At 62.9% G+C, this 16,224-nt stretch carries 16 protein-coding genes and 1 pseudogene; 5 read left to right on the top strand and 12 right to left on the bottom strand.

Translation table 11 applies throughout. The annotated features are described in order from the left end of the window. Window positions 1-194: hypothetical protein (locus GJ654_RS21000; RefSeq protein WP_210350851.1), on the top strand; the 194-nt coding region annotated here is incomplete at its 5' end. Between the two features lie 153 nt (window positions 195-347). After that, window positions 348-1,763: an SEL1-like repeat protein gene (locus GJ654_RS17565; protein WP_155447484.1), complete on the top strand. Its 1,416-nt coding sequence runs from the start codon at window positions 348-350 to the stop codon at window positions 1,761-1,763. A gap of 606 nt (window positions 1,764-2,369) precedes the next feature. Here the strand turns inward: GJ654_RS17565 and groL are convergent. From groL to GJ654_RS17585, 4 genes are read right to left on the bottom strand one after another with little or no spacing between them, the layout of a single operon-like run. After that, window positions 2,370-4,004, bottom strand: a complete 1,635-nt coding sequence (gene groL / locus GJ654_RS17570) for a chaperonin GroEL (protein WP_155447485.1) — start codon at window positions 4,002-4,004, stop codon at window positions 2,370-2,372. 42 nt (window positions 4,005-4,046) lie between these two features. Then, window positions 4,047-4,334 (bottom strand): co-chaperone GroES, encoded by a 288-nt coding sequence (locus GJ654_RS17575; RefSeq protein ID WP_155447486.1) that lies wholly within the window; start codon window positions 4,332-4,334, stop codon window positions 4,047-4,049. A gap of 58 nt (window positions 4,335-4,392) precedes the next feature. Beyond that, window positions 4,393-4,578, bottom strand: a complete 186-nt coding sequence (locus tag GJ654_RS17580) for a hypothetical protein (protein ID WP_155447487.1) — start codon at window positions 4,576-4,578, stop codon at window positions 4,393-4,395. 42 nt (window positions 4,579-4,620) lie between these two features. After that, complete coding sequence (locus GJ654_RS17585; RefSeq protein ID WP_155447488.1) at window positions 4,621-4,908, bottom strand: GlsB/YeaQ/YmgE family stress response membrane protein; 288 nt, start codon at window positions 4,906-4,908, stop codon at window positions 4,621-4,623. A 360-nt stretch (window positions 4,909-5,268) separates the two neighbouring features. Here GJ654_RS17585 and GJ654_RS17590 point away from each other — a divergent pair, with 360 nt between their 5' ends. Beyond that, complete coding sequence (locus tag GJ654_RS17590; protein ID WP_155447489.1) at window positions 5,269-5,667, top strand: hypothetical protein; 399 nt, start codon at window positions 5,269-5,271, stop codon at window positions 5,665-5,667. A gap of 485 nt (window positions 5,668-6,152) precedes the next feature. Continuing rightward, window positions 6,153-6,677: a DUF992 domain-containing protein gene (locus tag GJ654_RS17595; protein WP_155447490.1), complete on the top strand. Its 525-nt coding sequence runs from the start codon at window positions 6,153-6,155 to the stop codon at window positions 6,675-6,677. A gap of 57 nt (window positions 6,678-6,734) precedes the next feature. On the opposite strand, the gene GJ654_RS17600 is transcribed toward GJ654_RS17595, so the two are convergent. Together GJ654_RS17600 and GJ654_RS17605 are read right to left on the bottom strand one after the other, a co-directional pair. Continuing rightward, entirely contained in the window at window positions 6,735-7,106 is a 372-nt protein-coding gene (locus GJ654_RS17600) for a hypothetical protein (protein WP_155447491.1), read from the bottom strand. A gap of 132 nt (window positions 7,107-7,238) precedes the next feature. Beyond that, window positions 7,239-7,664, bottom strand: a complete 426-nt coding sequence (locus GJ654_RS17605) for a response regulator (RefSeq protein WP_264586298.1) — start codon at window positions 7,662-7,664, stop codon at window positions 7,239-7,241. Window positions 7,665-7,871: 207 nt separating this feature from the next. Here GJ654_RS17605 and GJ654_RS17610 point away from each other — a divergent pair, with 207 nt between their 5' ends. Continuing rightward, complete coding sequence (locus GJ654_RS17610) at window positions 7,872-12,137, top strand: chemotaxis protein CheB (protein ID WP_155447493.1); 4,266 nt, start codon at window positions 7,872-7,874, stop codon at window positions 12,135-12,137. Window positions 12,138-12,143: 6 nt separating this feature from the next. On the opposite strand, the gene GJ654_RS17615 is transcribed toward GJ654_RS17610, so the two are convergent. From GJ654_RS17615 to otsB, 6 genes and pseudogenes are all read right to left on the bottom strand, one after another. Further along, window positions 12,144-12,641 (bottom strand): hypothetical protein, encoded by a 498-nt coding sequence (locus GJ654_RS17615; protein ID WP_155447494.1) that lies wholly within the window; start codon window positions 12,639-12,641, stop codon window positions 12,144-12,146. Continuing rightward, entirely contained in the window at window positions 12,638-12,952 is a 315-nt protein-coding gene (locus GJ654_RS17620) for a DUF883 family protein (protein WP_155447495.1), read from the bottom strand. The genes GJ654_RS17615 and GJ654_RS17620 overlap by 4 nt, the downstream gene beginning before the upstream one ends. Window positions 12,953-13,090: 138 nt before the next feature. Next, a pseudogene (locus GJ654_RS17625) lies at window positions 13,091-13,174 on the bottom strand (DUF3309 family protein); the annotation flags it as partial. Between the two features lie 70 nt (window positions 13,175-13,244). Beyond that, the gene (locus tag GJ654_RS17630) at window positions 13,245-13,427 is read right to left on the bottom strand and encodes a CsbD family protein (RefSeq protein ID WP_155447496.1); all 183 of its coding nucleotides are present in this window, start codon (window positions 13,425-13,427) and stop codon (window positions 13,245-13,247) included. A gap of 181 nt (window positions 13,428-13,608) precedes the next feature. Continuing rightward, entirely contained in the window at window positions 13,609-15,072 is a 1,464-nt protein-coding gene (locus GJ654_RS17635) for an alpha,alpha-trehalose-phosphate synthase (UDP-forming) (RefSeq protein WP_155447497.1), read from the bottom strand. Then, window positions 15,069-15,983: a trehalose-phosphatase gene (gene otsB, locus GJ654_RS17640; RefSeq protein WP_246664804.1), complete on the bottom strand. Its 915-nt coding sequence runs from the start codon at window positions 15,981-15,983 to the stop codon at window positions 15,069-15,071. The genes GJ654_RS17635 and otsB overlap by 4 nt, the downstream gene beginning before the upstream one ends. Window positions 15,984-16,224 lie beyond the last annotated feature (241 nt).

The raw sequence follows: 16,224 nt of genomic DNA on the forward strand, positions 1-16,224 counted from the left end.
GATTCATCCAAATTTTGAATCAAAATCCGGGCGGGAGCGCAAGCCCTGCCGCGCCGCCGATGGGCCTGGGTAATTACGTCGCAATTCACCCAGAAAGTTTAGCGTCGCAGATCTCGCATAATGGTCAAGTCGGAAACCATCGCGAATGCTGGCTAGCGAAAGCGGCAATGCAACACCATTATGGATCAGTGTGATCGCGTCCAGTTCAGGCATGGCCGATCACCCATTGACGCTCTGCCAATTTCTGCGATCATTTTTGAGACGGTGATCGCGGTACCTTTGTATCCGTCCTGTCGGCTTGCGTGAGTGGAGTGAATCGATAAATCGCGCAATCGACAGGTGGACGCATGACTGCGTATTTCTGCAACCGCTTTCAGCATCGCCGCCAGGCAAATATCTCAAGACGCGTATGCGGCCTGGTGGCCGGACTGTCTCTCGCGTTCTTCGCCGTCGCACAGGGTCACGCGGAGGCGCCCGGATGCGTCTTGGGTGACCAGGCGTCTTGCGAGGCTGCCGCCAAGGCGGGGAACGCCGCCGCGCAACTCGATTTCGGGTCCATGTACGAAAAGGGGAACGGCGTTCCGGCCGACCTGACGGAAGCTGTTCGCTGGTATCGATCATCTGCCGAAAACGGCAACGCTGTCGCGATGGCCAACCTTGGTTCGATGCTTGAAAGCGGTCGAGGCGTTGCAAAGGATTTCACAGAGGCGTTTCGGTGGTACCGTAAATCAGCCGATGTGGGCAACGCCAACGGCCAGTATGGCGTCGGACATTCCTACGAAAAAGGGCATGGTGTAGACAAGAATTTCAGTGAAGCACTTGTCTGGTTTAGGAAAGCAGCCGACCAAGGCTTTGCTCAGGCGCAATTCAAGCTCGGATACATGAATGAATTTGGTTATGGCACGGCTAATAACCTTGAATTCGCTGTAAAATGGTATCAGTTAGCCGCTGAAAAGGGACTTTCTATAGCTCAGGAGAAAATGGCCACAGCGTACGAAAAAGGCACCGTTACAAGACAAGATTATTCAGAGGCGATCAAATGGCGTCGACTTGCGGCCGATCAAGGACTTGCAAGAGCACAAAGAAATATTGGCTGGATGAATTTCGCGGGCCTTGGAATGCCTGTGAACTATGACGTTGCAATGAAGTGGTACAAACTCGCAGCTGATCAAGGCTTGGCAAAAGCTCAAAATGATATTGGTGTCCTTTACACGCTGGGCTACGGAGTCGAAAAGGATTACGTCAAGGCTTTGAATTGGTTTAAAATGGCTGCTGATCAAGGCTTCCCGGCAGCGCAATACAATCTTGGGCTGGCCTATGAATATGGACGGGGGATACGGACTGACCGTGCAGCCGCTATGGAATGGTACGCGACGGCAGCAAAGCACGGCAATCAAGAGGCGCTAAATGCGATAAAGAACTCATGTGGGACAAATGACATTTCATGTATCGAGAACAAAGGTCTTTCAAAAGCTAATGAATCGAAATCGACTTCTCTATCGACTGCAAATCAGTTAACGGCCTCGCAACCGTCCACGTGTTCTTCCGGTCGCGAGGTTTATGTTGGTTTGGATGGCGACGCGGCTAGAGCCGTCTGCGTCTCCGCGTCCCCGCCCGAGGCCGTCCAATCTTTTAACGCCGGGCTTTCCAGTCGATCCAACTCCCGCATCAGCGACGACAACATTCCTTGCTCGGACGGGACGACTAGCCACGCGGCGACAAGGCGCGGCGCGTGCTCTCGGCACGGCGGCATCGCTCGATAGGCGTCTTGAGCGTCAAGATTCAGGTTTGCGATTCATACAGCGAGGTGATATACAGAGTAGAGGCATACGCCGTTCAAGTGCTTGGTAAACAACAACAAAGTATTTCTGGTGTATCTTCCCTCCCTCTCCGCCATCGTCCCTTGATTTCATTGCGGATTATCGTCTCAATGACGTCCTGCCGCCTTCTTGCCCGCCATGCTTCAACATGCTTGAGCCGTTTGTCCCATTTGTTCTGACCGCGGACATCCGAACGGCATCGGGTTCAGCCCGATCCCACCGCTTGATTGCAACTTCACAACCCAGCCGGGAAAACCGCGCCTTGAAAGCGTTTTCGAGCGAAGTGGATGCCGGTTCGCGTGAAGAAAGCGCGTAAAAACAAAACACTAGAGGCGTCGGAATCGACCTGTTGACCAAGCCGATCGCCGTCGCGCTTGTCTTGGCGATTCTGAGCCATAGCGAACAGCTCGTCTTGAACCGTCGATCCCGCGCCATGCCCGCAGCCCCGAAATCCCGACAGAGCGCCGGACCGGGGCCGCCGCGATCAGGGTGAGACAAGCACGATCAATTGCGAGTCGGCCGATTCGCGATCGTCTCTTGAATGGCCCGTCAGTAATCCATTCCCATGCCGCCGCCGGGCGGCATGGCCGGACCGGAGTCTTTTTTCGGCGCCTCGGTGATCGTCGCTTCGGTGGTGACGATCAGGCCGGCGATCGAAGCGGCGTCCTGGATCGCGGTGCGGACGACCTTGGTGGGGTCGATGATGCCGAGCTTGACCAGATCGCCGAATTCGGCGGTCTGGGCGTTGTAGCCGAAGGCGTAGTCCTTGGACTCCATCAGCTTGCCGGCCACGACCGCGCCGTCGCCTCCGGCATTGTCGACGATCTGCCGCGCAGGCGCCTGGATCGCCTTCCGAACGATATCGACGCCCGTCTTCTGGTCCGGGTTCTGGACTTTGACCTGTGCGAGCGCCGGTATGGCGCGCAGCAGGGCAACGCCGCCGCCGGGCGACACGCCCTCTTCGACCGCGGCCCGCGTCGCGTTGAGCGCGTCGTCGACCCGGTCCTTCTTTTCCTTGACCTCGGTTTCGCTGGCGCCGCCGACGCGGATGATGGCGACGCCGCCGGCCAGTTTCGCCAGGCGCTCCTGCAACTTCTCGCGGTCGTAGTCCGAGGTGGTTTCCTCGACCTGCGCCTTGATCTGGGCGATGCGGGCCTCGATGTCCTTCTTGTCGCCGGCGCCGTCGACGACGGTCGTGCTGTCCTTGTCGATGCGGATTCGCTTGGCGCGGCCCAGCATCGCCAGGGTCACATTTTCCAGCTTGATGCCGACGTCCTCTGAAATGACCTGTCCACTGGTGAGGATGGCGATGTCTTCCAGCATGGCCTTGCGGCGATCACCAAAACCCGGGGCCTTGACGGCGGCGATCTTCAGGCCGCCGCGCAGTTTGTTGACGACGAGCGTGGCCAAGACCTCGCCTTCGACATCTTCGGAGACGATCACCAGCGGCTTGCCGGTCTGGACGACCGCCTCAAGCAACGGCAGGATCGCCTGCAACGACGACAGCTTCTTCTCGTGGATCAGAATGTAGGGATCGTCGAATTCGGCGATCATCTTTTCCGTGTTGGTGATGAAATAGGGTGAGAGATAGCCGCGATCGAACTGCATGCCCTCGACGACGTCGAGTTCGGTCTCGAGACTCTTGGCTTCTTCCACCGTGATGACGCCTTCATTGCCGACCTTCTGCATCGCCTTCGCGATCATGTCGCCGATCGACCTGTCGCCATTGGCCGAAATCTGCCCGACCTGGGCGATCTCGTCATTGGATGTGACTTTCTTCGAATTGGCCTTGAGATCGGCGACAATGGCGACGACGGCAAGGTCGATGCCGCGCTTCAGGTCCATCGGATTGAGGCCGGCCGCGACCGCCTTGGCCCCTTCGCGCGCGATCGCCGCGGCGAGCACGGTGGCGGTCGTGGTGCCGTCGCCGGCGGCGTCATGCTGCTTGTTGGCGACTTCACGCACCAGCTGGGCGCCGAGGTTCTCGAAGCGGTCGGCCAGTTCGATTTCCTTGGCGACGGTGACGCCGTCCTTGGTGATGCGCGGCGCGCCGTAGGATTTTTCGATGACGACATTGCGGCCCTTCGGCCCCAATGTAACCTTCACCGCATTGTTGAGCAGTTCAACGCCGCGCAGGATGCGGTCGCGCGCGTCGGTGGAAAAGCGAATGTCTTTGCCGGCCATGGGGATTAAAACTCCAGGAGATGGGTGGGTTCGAGAGATGGATCAGCCGACAATTCCGAGCACGTCGCTTTCCTTCATGATCAGCAGGTCCTGCCCGTCGATCTTGACCTCCGTGCCCGACCATTTGCCGAACAGGACGCGATCGCCCGCTTTCAGGTCGGGCGGGACGCGTTTGCCCTGCTCGTCGCGCGCGCCGGGGCCGACGGCGACGACTTCGCCTTCCTGCGGCTTTTCCTTGGCGGTGTCGGGAATGATGATGCCGCCCTTGGACTTTTCTTCGCCTTCGAGACGTCGAAGCGCAACCCGGTCATTGAGGGGACGGAATGCCATCTGGGATTTCCTTGATTTGGGGATCGAACGGGGGGCTGAAATGGGGAACGCGACGTCGTCAGCCTTGAGCCGGCGCGCCGCTGTCCTTGGCGGGAAGCCCGGAATCGCGATCGGCTTTGCCCGCGTTCTCGACCCGTGTCGCCTTCCGCGCCTCTTCGTTGCGCTGCGCGACCAGCAGGTCGTGGACGATCTGCACGGTTGAAGGAAGGGGAACGCGTCGTCCGAAACGCATGAGCTGTTTCATGATGAAAACTCCTTGGAGATAAAAGGTTTGGCGCCGGGCGCGCTACCAGCGCCCGCCGAAACGGCTGCGCCATCCGCCGCCGCCGCGAACCGCTCGGATGAGCAGAAGCAGCAGCACCGCGCCGATCGTGGCGTTGAGGATTGCGCCCAGCGTTCCCGATCCAAGATGGACGCCAAGCTTCGGCAGCAGCAGCCCACCGATGAAGGCGCCGGCGACGCCGATCACGAGATCGCCGATGAGGCCCAACCCCGCGCCCTGCACGAACTGGCCCGCCAGCCATCCCGCGACGATTCCGACAAGGAGCAGAATCAGTAATCCCTCGCCCGACATGACCTTCTCCTTTGAGGGCTCTTTCGCCGATCGCAGATTGGCAGATGTCGCGAAGAGGGTGCAGGTTCGGAATCTACTCAGCACAGATGGGAGCTCACGCGGGGGGCGTCCGAAACTTGGCGGCCCCTCGAAGTCTATCGAGCGCGTTGACGCCCTCGACGATTGGCTCTGGCGTCGCGCCGTCCCCATCGCGCTGCGTGAGTAGTTTCCGATGCTGTCGGCGCCGCTCCGCGAAGCCTACCGCTTGGACCATTGGCGGCGTTCAATTTCGCCACGCGCTCCGCTGTCGCCAGTTCTGGCCCGCGCCGGGCGCGCCCTGGTGAGCGCTCACAGTCGCAGCCGCGCACGTTGGAGAAAGTCATGACAACAACCACCATTGAGTCGCCGCCGCCTGGGCGCTCGCGCTTTCGCGTTCTCGTGAACGGTTTCGTCGAGAACGTCACCTTTCCGACCCTGAGAGAGGCGATCAAGTCGATTCCAGACAGCGGCGTCGAGCGTTCGAGCTTCGAGATCTATGACGCCGTCGAACTGGGATATGTCTGGACGCGGCACAGACGCCAGGCCCGCAGCGCCCGGCCCGAGCCGTTCGCCATTCGCGTCAACGGGCGCGCCAACGGCCAATCTTTCACAAGCCTGGACGACGCCATCCAGGCGATCTCGCTGCGTCCGCGAGGTGACGATTGCGAGGTGCTCGAAGCCGGGACTTGCGTGTTCGCGCTGCGCTCCGCGTGCGCCGGGAAATCCGCGTCAGCGATTTAGAGCATTTTCAAGCGAAGTGGATGCCGGTTCGCGTGATGAAATTGCGTCACAACAAGAACCTAGAGCTTTTTCATGTTTCCATGAAACGTGAAAAAACTCTAGAGCTGTGAGCGCGGCTCGCCCGCAAACGTGTCCGCCGCATCGCGAAAAGGCCCATTCATGCGCTAAGCAGGATTTCCGAAAAGCAGCCCCCGGTTTTCGGATGAAAATCCTGCGAAAACAAAGGAACCTAAGCAAACATTCGTTGGCCGACCAACGAATGTTTGCTTAGGCGAATTCCGAGACATCTCCTTGCGCGCCCTTGACCCGAACGCTCAAGGAGCATTGGCCGGGAATAGACCGCCGGATCGCGGCGGCAATAACCGGAAACTGGACGCGCTGTCTCGCAACCCTTGCGCGGGCCAGAGCGAGACACCAACCGGCCGCCGCTCTGCGGGTGCGAACGCCGGCAGGAAAAGCCCTCAACCCCAAATGGAGATTTCAACATGACATCGTTTTTCAAGATCGGCGGCGCTCTAATTTTCGCCACGCTCCTTCCGACTGCGGCCTTCGCCGGTGAAAGAATTGGCGCGCTCGAATGTCATCTTTCCGGAAACGGGCCCAGCATTCTGGTGGAGAATCAATCCGTGGACTGCGTGTTCACCAGCGATCGCGGCGGCCGGCCCGCGCATTACGTTGGCAAGCTCACCAAGATCGGAGCCAATATCGGCGCGAATGGCCATGGAGACCTCCTCTGGGGCGTGGTTGCGGCGACCGGGAAGATCGGACGCGGCGCGCTTGCCGGCGAATATGTCGGGCCTGAAGCTTCGGTCAAGGTCGGCGTTGGCGTCGGCGCGGCCGCTCTTGTTGGCGGATCGCACCAGACATTCTCGTTACAGCCGTTGAACGTCGAAGGCGGCGCAGGCCTGGGCTTTGCCGCGGGCGTGGAAAGCCTGACGCTGGTCTATGTCTCGGATCGGCCGGCGCCGAAAATGCGGCATCGGCATTTGAACGACGCGCATCAAGGCTGACAAAGCGGCGCCGGCGGGGGACATCCCGGCGGCGCCCGCCGCGAGATCAAATCGACGTCAGCGCCTGACCTTCGCCCAGCTCGCGGCCATGGCCTCGGACTCCTTTTTGAATTTGGCCTTCGCGCTCGCCCATTCGGCGGCGCTGGCGGTTTCCAGTCTGGCCGCCGCATCCTTGGTTTTCCTCCACGCCCTGTTCAGGTCTTCCGCCGCTTCGGCGCGCGCCGCCTGGGACTCGGTCTTGGCCTTCTCGGCAAAAGCGTCGAGCTTGAGGCGCCAGTCGTTCAAGTCTTCCCTGGCCTTTTGCAAGGTCGCGCCGCGATCCGCGACGGGCGCGGCGGCCGGCGCGGACCGCGCAGGTTCCGCTGAAGCCGGCGCGACGCCAATCAACGCCAGGGACGCGACGATGACGATGTGCATGAGAGTTTTCATTCTGATGTCCTTGCGGGATCGCAGGCCGCGCGCTTCGCGCTCCAGGCCGCGAAAGTAAGCGCCGGGTTCACCTCCACGACAGGGGCGGACATGACCCACGACGCGGGCGCCAACGCGCCGACGACGTCTATTTCATGGCTTTAAAGCGCGGGCGTGCTGCGCATTTTTCGGACCTGCCGCGCGCCCGTTTCGCTCATGACTGGCGCTCGGGCAAAGCGCCTTCTGCATGGCCAGGATGAGATCGGCTTCGAAATAGGGCTTTTGCAACACCGTCGCGAGGGGTCGCAGGGCTCGAACGCTGGTGGCGTCGCCGCTGACGAGAATATGCGGCATCGGACCGAACGCCAGGATCGTCTCGATCGCGCCCAGCCCACTGCCGTCCCGCAAATTGGCGTCGATGATCATGATGTCGGGCTTTTCCCGGGCGGCGGAGGCGACGGCGTCGCGCTCGCCCGCCTCGATCGCGCAAACCTTATGGCCGAAGCCTTCGATCACTTCAGCCAGCAGTTCGGCGAGCAAGCCGTCGTCTTCCACGATCATCACCCGGAGTGTCTTCACGGCGCGGCTCCAATGTGGGATCGGCGTTTCCACCGCATGAGATCTCGAATCGGCGCATTCAACGCGCACCATAGGGATGCTGGGGCTCGCGACGCAGGGTCGGAATCTACCCAGGGTCGGGCTTGGAGAATTGGAGCCCCCGCCGCGCCACCTATGGTATGATGCAAGCGTCCTGTATGCGCAGGCGGACATCACGGGGAGTTTCGCATGCGAACGATCGCGCCGCGCGTCGACGATTCACATTTTCCCGTGGTGGCGATCGGCGCCTCCGCCGGAGGGCTCGACGCCTGCCGGAAGTTTCTGGGCGGATTGCCGCCGCATTCCGGCATGGCTTTCATTCTGGTCCAGCATCTCGATCCGACCCACGCCAGCATGCTGGTGGAGCTTCTGGCCAGCCAGACGCCGCTCAAGGTTTGCGAGGCGGCGGATGGCGCGCCGGTCGCGCCCGAGCATCTTTATGTCATTCCGCCCGGCCTCTATCTGTCCGTCTCGGGCGGCGCGCTCAAACTGTCGCAGCCCGAGGCGAGGCACGGCGCGCGCATGCCGTTCGATTTCCTGCTGCAATCCATGGCGGAGGAATATTCCGATCGCGCTGTCTGCGTCATGCTTTCGGGAACCGGCGCGGACGGCAGCCGGGGCCTGAAAGCCTTGAAGGAGTGCGGTGGCCTGGTCGTCGCGCAGGACCCCGACGAGGCCGGATTTGACGGCATGCCGCGCAGCGCCATCGAAACCGGCGCGGTGGATCAGGTGGCGCCGGCGGCGAATTTGCCCGAGGCGATCATCGCCTATTTCCAAAGCGCGCGAAGAAATGCGGCGCAACCGGTTTTGACGGAGGATTGGCTGACGGCGATCGTCGATCTGCTCCGCGTGAAGGCGGAGCATGATTTCCGCCTTTACAAGCCGGGCGCGCTGCGCCGCCGAATCGAACGGCGCATGGCGCTCGCCGGCTGCGATGCGACGAACTATCTGAACAAGCTGCGCGACGATCCCAGGGAAGTCGATCTCCTCGTCAAGGACCTGCTCATCAACGTCACCTGTTTCTTTCGCGACCCCAAGGTGTTCGACTTTCTCAGCGAGAAAATTCTGCCCGAGCTGATCCGCGATCATCAGGCGGAACAGCCCTTGCGCATCTGGGTCGCCGGATGCAGCACAGGCGAGGAAGCCTATTCGCTGGCCATGCTGTTTCGCGAGGCGATTCACGCGAGCGGCAGGGCGATCAAATTGCAGGTTCTCGCCTCGGACATTGATGGCGACGCCGTGGCGCAGGCGCGCGAAGGCTTGTACCCGGCCTCCATCGACGCCGAAGTCTCGCCGGAGAGGCTGGCGCGCTTCTTCGTCAAGGAGGAAGGCGGCTACAGGGTCGCGCCCGACTTGCGCGACACTGTCGTCTTCACCGTGCAGGACCTGCTCGTCGATCCGCCATTTTCCAGGCTGGACTTCGTGTGCTGCCGCAATCTGCTGATCTATCTTGGCCTGGAAGCGCAGGCCAAGGTCATGGACCTCTTTCATTTCGCCCTGCGTGAGGGCGGAATCCTGCTGCTCGGCGGCGCCGAATCGGTGGGGGAAACCCATGGCCGTTTCACGGCGGTTGCTGGCGCCGAACGCATCTTTCGCCACACGGTGCGCGGCCGTCCCGGAGATTTCCGCTTTCTGGGCGGCGCAGGCGCGCGCCTTCCGGCGCGGTGGGCGCCGGGATCACCCTCGCGGCGAAGAAGTCTCGCCGATTTGTGCCAACGGCTGTTGCTGGACGATTTCGCGCCGGCGGCCGTGCTGATCAATCGCAACAACGAATGCCTTTACGCGTTCGGGCCGACGGATCGTTACCTGGCGATCGCTCCGGGGCAGGCGACGCACGACCTGCTGGCCATGGCGCGCAAGGGCCTTGGCGCCCGGCTCCGCTCGGCGATCCAGCGCGCCTTCGACGAGAATGCGCCTGTAACCGTCAACATCAGTCGGCCGGATCACGAGGAACGGCCGCCCTGTCGCATTTCCGTTCGGCCGGTCGTCAGCGACGGCGAGCAACTCGCGATGGTCTGTTTCGTCGACGAGCCGCGAAGGCCAAGGCGCGAGATCGGCCCAAGCGACGTCGCGCCGAACGCGGAACTGGCGCGAGAACTGGAGGCGACGCGGATCGAATTGCAGGAGGCTCTGCGCGATCTGGAAGTCGCGGGCGAGGAGCACAAGGCGATCAACGAGGAAGCCTTGTCGGTGAACGAGGAGTTCCAGTCCGCCAACGAGGAATTGCTCACCTCGAAGGAGGAGTTGCAGTCGCTCAACGAAGAGCTGACCGCGCTCAACAACCAGCTTCAGGAGACGCTCGATCGGCAGCGCACCACCTCGAACGATTTGCAGAATGTGCTTTACAGCACCGATGTCGCGACGCTCTTTCTCGACGACAGCCTCAACATCCGCTTCTTCACCCCTGCGACCCGCGCCTTGTTCCACGTCATCGCCGGCGATGTCGGCCGTCCCCTGGCGGACCTCGCCTCGCGCGGCGCGGACGAAGCTCTGCTGTCGGACGCGCGCGTCGTGCTGGCCAAGCATCTGCCGGTCCAGCGCGAGATCGAGACGCCCGACGGCCACTGGTTCATGCGCCGCATCCAGCCCTATCGGACCCAGGCCGGCGGCGTTGAAGGCGTCGTCATCACCTTTGTCGACATGACCGAGCGCAAGAGCGTCAATGACGCGCTGGAGGCCGCGAAACATCGGGCCGAAGCCGCGGACAAGGCCAAGTCGCGATTCCTGGCCGCCGCCAGCCACGATCTGCGCCAGCCGTTGCAAACGCTGGCGCTGCTCCAGGGACTTCTGGAGCGCGCGGTCTCCGGCGAGAAAGAGCGCAAGTTTGTCGCGCGCATCGGCGAAACCCTGACGGCCATGACCGGCATGCTGAATGCGCTGCTCGACATCAACCAGATCGAGGCCGGCGCGGTGCGCGCGGAAATGGCGCCTTTCCCGGTGCAGAACCTGCTGACGAAATTGCGCGATGAATTCATCTATCCCGCGCAGGAGAAACATCTCGACGTGCGCATGGTCGGATGCGGCCTGTCGATCTGGAGCGACCCGCGTCTGCTCGAACAGATTCTGCGCAACCTGTTGGGCAATGCGCTGAAATACACCAAAAACGGCAAGATTCTGCTCGGCTGCCGGCGCCAAGGGCAAGCCCTGAGGATAGAAGTCTGGGACACCGGAATCGGAATCCCGGAGTCCGAGATCCACGCGATTTTCGATGAATATCATCAGGTTGGCAATGAAGCCCGCGAGCGCTCCCGCGGGCTCGGGCTCGGCCTGTCGATCGTCCGGCGTTTAAGCAACCTGCTCGGCCATCGCGTGCGCGCGCGCTCGCACCATGGCAATGGTTCGGTCTTTTCCATCGAGGTGACGCTGGCGCCGAACGCGCCGCGAAAAGCTGCGGCCACGCGGCCCGGGCGTGGTTTCGAGCTTGAGGAGGAGCCGGCGCGCAAAGGCTCCATTTTGATCGTCGACGACGATCCGGAAGTGCGGGAGCTTCTGGCGCTTTTCCTCAAGCAGGACGGCCATCGCACGGCGCGCGCCTATGACGGCGCCGAAGCGATGCAATTGATCGAAAGCGACAATTTTCGTCCCGATCTCATTCTCGCGGATTTCAATCTGCCCAATGGAATGAACGGCGTGGACGTCATCGCCGCCATAAGAGAGAAGCTGCATCGCAATGTCGCGGCGATGGTCCTGACCGGCGACATCTCGACCGAAACCTTGCAGGCGATCGAAAAGGCCGATTGCACGCTGCTGAACAAGCCGGTGAAACTGGAGGAGCTGGCGCTGGCGGTGCGCCGCGCCCTGGCGCCGCCCACGCGCGCGGCGGCGCGCGAGGACGGCGATCCGCCCGCCCCCTTGCCGCCGGTGGTTTTCGTCGTCGACGACGATCGCTTCCTTCGCGAGGCCGTGCGCGCCGTGCTGGAGGACGATGGCCGCACCGTCGAGGATTTCGAAAGCTGCGAGGCCTTTCTCGCCGCGCTGACGCCGGGCCGCGACGCCTGCCTGCTGGTCGACGCGGCGCTGCCCGGCATGAGCGGGCTAGACCTGTTGCGCCAACTGAATCGGGACGGCCCGAAAATCCCGGCGGTGATGATGACCGGCAAGGCCGATGTCGCCATGGCTGTCGAGGCGATGAAAGCGGGCGCGTTGGATTTCATCGAGAAGCCGATCGGCCGCGAAGAACTGCTGGCCAGCGTCGCGCGCGCGTTCGAACATGCTCAGGATTCCAGCAAGCTGGTCGCCTGGCGCGAAGCGGCGGCGGCCCAGATCGAAGTCCTGACCCCAAGGCAGAAGCAGATCATGGCGCTGGTGCTCGCGGGCGCCCCCAGCAAGAACATCGCCGCCGATCTCGGCATCAGCCAGCGCACCGTGGAAAACCACCGCGCCGAAATCATGAAACGCACCGGCGCGAAATCTCTGCCGGAACTGGCGCGTCTGGCGGTCGCCGCCGCCGAGTGACTCGCCTCAAGCCTTGGGGGCGCCAGTCTTGGGGGCGTCGCGCTGTCCCAAGAGCCCGCCAAGCGCCAGGCCGCAGGTCAGCGCCAGCACCACAAGCCGTGTCGGCGTGGAAACGCCCGCCGACCGCGTCAAGGCGCGCGCGAGCCGATCCTGCGCGCCGACGGCCGCGACAATGGCTTCCACGAGCGGATCCGCAGGGGCGCGCGCCTGGGCGGGCGCCGCGGGCGCGCCGCGACGCGCCGAAAGGATAGCCGAAACGACGAAGGTTGCGAGCGCGAGCCCCGCACAGAGCCCGCCGACGATCATCGCGCTGGCGACCTGCCCTTGAGCCGCGACGAGCGCCGCATAGGCCGCGAGCGCGCCAAAGCCGATGGCGAGGGCGGCAAACAACGCCGTCAAACCAAAGCCCAGAGCCGTCATCGCCGCGCCGAACAGCGTGACGCGCAGACGCTGCTCGACAGCGGCGCTGACGAGGTCGAACAGCTTGGCGGGAAACGGGTTCATCCCCGCGCTCGGCCGATCATGCCAATGATCAGGCCGAGGCCCAGGGCGATCAGGATGGCGGTGAGCGGGTTGCGCTCGATGCTGGCGGTGATTTCATCGCCCGCGCGCGCGGCGCCTTTCTGGGCGTCTCCGGCCGCCTGGGCGAAAGTGTCCCTGACGCCGTCCGCCGCGTCGGACATGCGCGCGCCGGCCGTCTGCTTCTGTTGGTCCAGAAGGGCGCGCAGGGATTCGGTCAGATGGGCGATGTCGCGTCGCAAGGCGGCGAAATCCGCGGCGATTTCCTTGGCGGCGTTGTCAACATCTGCGGTCATTGCATCCTCCTGAAATGGCCCGCCGTCGCTGAACGCGCCGGCGGCGCGCGGGAAAAATTTCGAACCCGGAAACTGGAGCCTTTTCAAGGGAAGCGGATGCCAGTTCGCGTGACGAAAATGCGTCAAAACAAGACTCTAGCCCCAGTTCACGCTATGCGGCCATCTCGGCAGGGCGCCGATGAGAAACAACACCAATATGACGAGCAGGATTGTGCCGAGCAAGGGAAATCCCTTTCCTGATTGAACGCGGAAGCCGACGGATCGCCACCGGCGACCCGTCGGCTTGGAAACCTTACTTTTTAAGGACGTCCTTCACCGCATCCTTCACGCCGCCGGCGGCGTTCTGGACCTTGCCTTCAACCTTGTCGCGCTGGCCTTCGGCGACCAGCTTGGCGTCGCCGAGGACTTTGCCGGCGGCTATTTCGACAGCGCCCTTGGCCTGTTTGGCGGTTCCGACGATTCGATCCTTGTCCATGTTCATGGCTCCTGTTATCGAGGCTCCCACGGGCGCGCTTTGAGACGTTTCCAGCTTCATGGTGAAAGCGTCATTGCGAACGACTTGCTGGTTGTTGGCGCCAGCCCGAACGTCGCTCACGCCGCTCGTGGAGCCAGACCCTAGCTTGCGTCAGGCGATGGCCGACAGCATCGGAATCTACTCACGGAAGAAGAGTCGAACGGCTCGGACGGCGCTCGGTCAGGGCGATCACGCGACCGGCGGCGGCGCGCGGAAGGGAAATTCGCGGACTGCCGCGACAAGCCCGCAGGGCGCGCAGAAAGCGCAGCATCCAGTTGCCGGCGTCATGCTTGCGGACACGCTTCATCAGCGCGCGATAACGCGCGATGCGCTCTTCTCTCGGCATTTCGATCGCCCGTCTCATCGCGTGGGCCGTCTCGTCGATATCATAGGGATTGACGAGCAAGGCTTCCTGCAAATCCTCGGCGGCGCCGGCGAAGCGCGACAGGATCAGAACCCCGGGATCGGCTTCGTCCTGCGCCGCGACATATTCCTTCGCCACCAGATTCATGCCGTCGCGGAGCGGCGTCACCAGGCCGATGTGGCAGGCGCGGTAGTGAACGGCGAGGGTTTCGCGTGCGACGGCGCGATGAATATAGCGCAGGGGCGTCCAGTCGAAATCGCCGAACTTGCCGTTGATCTTGCCGGACAAGGCCTCCAGCTCGTGGCGAATGTCGATATAGGCGTCGAGATCGTCACGGGTCGGCGAAGCCACCTGGATCAAGGTCAGGGGCCGGCGATCTTCCGGATAGGAATCGAGCAGCCGCCGAAACGCCCGGAATTTTTCCGGCAGGCCCTTGCTGTAATCCAGGCGATCAACGCCGATGGCGCGAAGGGGTTTGCCGTCGCGGCGCTCCGTCTTCTGGATTTTTTGCGCGCCCTCTGGGTTCGCCGCCATCGTGGCGAAGCCACCCACATCGATGCCCGCGGGAAACACGCCGACTTGAAGATATTTGCCGTCGAGCCGCACCGTGTCGAGCCCGACGCGCTCGCCACCCAGCGCCTCGCAGACGAAACGGCAGAAATTGGCGTGATCGCCAGCGGTCTGAAAACCGATGAGATCGTAATCCAGCACTGTGCGCGCGAGACGCTCATATTCGGGCGCGGCCCTCAGGATTTCCGGCGGCGGAAAGGGAATATGCAGGAAGAAGCCAATCTGATTGCCGACGCCGCGCGCCCGCAGATCGGCGCCAAGCGGGATCAGATGGTAATCATGCACCCAGATCAGGTCCGTGCGGCGCAGGTGCGGCGCGAGCATGTCGGCGAAACGGGCGTTGACCCGCCGGTAGCCCTCGGCCGCCTCCAGCGTGAAGCGGGAGAGATCGAGCCGATAATGGTGGATCGGCCACAACACCTCGTTGGAAAAACCCAGGTAGAATTCGCGATGGTCGCGCTCGGTAAGCGGCATGGTCATCAGCGTGCAGCGGCCGTGCTGGAGGCAAGTCGCGGCGATGTCGCTTTCCTGCGCGACCAGTTCGCCATTCCAGCCGAACCACAAGCCGCCGCGGTCGCGCATGGCGTCGACAAGGCAGACCGCCAACCCGCCAGCGGCCTGCCCGGGGCTGGGAGCGGCAACGCGGTTGGACACGACCACCAGCCGTGTCATGCGCGGGCCTCTCGGGAGAGCGACGGGCGCCCGGCGCGAGCGACGGCGACGCCAGACTCGTTCCTGTCGTTCCGACGGCCTTGGACGCCGGCGCCTCTTGTCATCGCGACCAGGCCTTCCAGCCAATGGCGAAGGTCGGGAATGTCCTTCGCCCGAAATCTGGCGACGGTGCGGCCGCCGCCGACCTTGACCGAGAGCCCACCGCGGGCGTTGACCGCGGCAAAGGCGGGTTCGTCGGTGGCGTCATCGCCGGCGTAAATCGGCGTTTTCCCCTTGAACGGACGCTCGTCGAGAAAGGCGTCGACGACGCCGCCCTTGTCGGAGCCGGAGACCCTGATCTCGCAGACCATCTTGCCCTCGATCAGATGCAGGTCCGCCCGCGCGCCTGAAATTTTTCGTGCGAAGGCGCGGCAGCGTTTTTCGAAATCCGGACGCAGGCGGAAATGGATCGCCACCGCGCCGGTTTTCTTTTCGATCACGACGCCCGGCTCCAGGCGAAAGGCCGCGACCGCCTCGGCGGCCATCGACTCGACGACGCTCTGGTCGATGACCGGGGAATGCAGACGTCCGGCGGCGTCGCGGCGCTGGAGGCCATGCACGCCGGCGACAGGAAGGATCAGGGGATGGATCAGGCGGTCGATGACGCCAATGTCGCGTCCAGACACCAGGGCCAGGGCGTGGCCGCTCGCGTCGCGCAGGTTTTCGAGGAATTGCAGCATCGCGGCGTCAATCCGCACATGGTCGGGACGATCCGCGATCTCCACCAGCGCGCCGTCGAAGTCCAGAAAGATGCAGTAATCTTGGAGGTTGCCGAGAACGGGAAGGCTGGGCTGCGCGCAAAGTTTCGTTGGCGCCTTGGCCGATCCGCCGAACATGGAGCGATTGTCGTCGCTCGCCGCAAGCCGTTTCATGAAGCGCCTCCCAGATTGTCGCCCGAATCCTATGGGGGCTGGGCTGCGGGAGACAGGATCGGAATCTACCCATGACATGCGTGCGCCCGCCAGTCGCGGACGTTGTGGCGTCAGCCTTGATCCCGCAAAGCCTGGGCCTGGATCGGAGGACAAACATTCCGCCAGAAAATCTTGATCCTGTCCGTTGCGGTTCGCAGCCAGGCTTCTAGAGCGTTTTCAAGCGAAGTGGATGCCGGTTCGC

It is taken from the genome of Rhodoblastus acidophilus (assembly GCF_009720655.1).
GTDB lineage: Bacteria > Pseudomonadota > Alphaproteobacteria > Rhizobiales > Beijerinckiaceae > Rhodoblastus > Rhodoblastus acidophilus_A.